The sequence below is a fragment of the Citrobacter sp. TBCS-15 genome (assembly GCF_005280815.1).
Lineage (GTDB): Bacteria > Pseudomonadota > Gammaproteobacteria > Enterobacterales > Enterobacteriaceae > Citrobacter > Citrobacter werkmanii.
In genome coordinates, this window is the sequence record NZ_SZWK01000207.1 from 1 (window position 1) to 850 (window position 850).

General features: G+C 28.8%; 4 protein-coding genes. All 4 read left to right on the forward strand.

Annotated elements, in window-relative coordinates; genetic code table 11:
- Positions 1-13: 13 nt before the first annotated feature.
- Positions 14-88, forward strand: coding sequence for a bacteriophage terminase small subunit (locus tag FDW96_RS12690; RefSeq protein ID WP_252362868.1), 75 nt, complete (start codon positions 14-16; stop codon positions 86-88).
- Complete coding sequence (locus tag FDW96_RS25075; RefSeq protein ID WP_170974707.1) at positions 85-234, forward strand: hypothetical protein; 150 nt, start codon at positions 85-87, stop codon at positions 232-234. Before FDW96_RS12690 ends, FDW96_RS25075 begins: the two co-directional genes overlap by 4 nt.
- Positions 235-241: 7 nt before the next feature.
- Positions 242-547, forward strand: coding sequence for an HNH endonuclease (locus tag FDW96_RS12695; RefSeq protein ID WP_170974708.1), 306 nt, complete (start codon positions 242-244; stop codon positions 545-547).
- Between the two features lie 10 nt (positions 548-557).
- Positions 558-850: hypothetical protein (locus tag FDW96_RS12700; RefSeq protein WP_212732896.1), on the forward strand; the 293-nt coding region annotated here is incomplete at its 3' end.

Consider the following 850-nt stretch of genomic DNA (forward strand, 5'->3'; position numbering starts at 1 on the left):
CCTTAAAGCTAAAATTGAAGAACTTGACGACTATAAGCTAAGTAAATATAAAACGCCAGAAATTAAAGTTCCAGAGGGGTTTGAATGAAAAGTGTAACTTATAAAGATAAATATATAGTTTATGAAGACGGTAATATTTACAGCCTTTCTCAAAATAAAATGATGAAGCCAACTTTACAAAAGAATGGTTATTATAAAATTTATATTTGTAATAAAAAACACTTGGCTACATAGAGTTATAATGGAAGCGTTCAGAGGTAAAAGTGGCTTAACCGTTGACCACAAAGACGGAAATAAAGAAAACAATAGTTTGTCTAATCTTGAGTATGTAACACAAGCCGAAAATACAAGAAGAATGTTTGAACGTGTTGGAACTGACCATTTAAAAAACAATTTTAATGGAGAATTACACGGTTGTAAAAAACTTGTTTATAAAGGGTTAAAATTTAATAGCATAAATGAATTGGCTCGAAAAATGGGACTAAGTAGAACTACTGTTAAGAATAGAATAAAAAAAGGTATATTAAATGTAGAATTTGAGGTATAAAATGTATTACATGAATCAAATGTTGGCTTATAATAAAGAACATGGCATAGAACTAAATAAATATATGCGTAAAACTATTAAAAAGCAAATCAGAATTCATGAGAAATATATTTATCGTTATGATAGAGTTACTCAAGCTATCGAGTGGATAGAAGATAACTTTTACCTTACTACTGGAAATTTGATGAAAATTAAGTTACACCCTACGCAAAAATATTGGTACGAGTTAATGCTCGGCTATGATATGATTGACGAAAAAGGTGTTCAGGTAAACCTAATTAATGAAATTTTCCTTAATTTAGG

Coding starts and splice junctions, on each gene's coding strand:
- FDW96_RS12695 (WP_170974708.1), top strand. CDS start 242: ATGGAAGCGTTCAGAGGTAAAAGTGGCTTAACCGTTGACCACAAAGAC.
- FDW96_RS25075 (WP_170974707.1), top strand. CDS start 85: ATGAAAAGTGTAACTTATAAAGATAAATATATAGTTTATGAAGACGGT.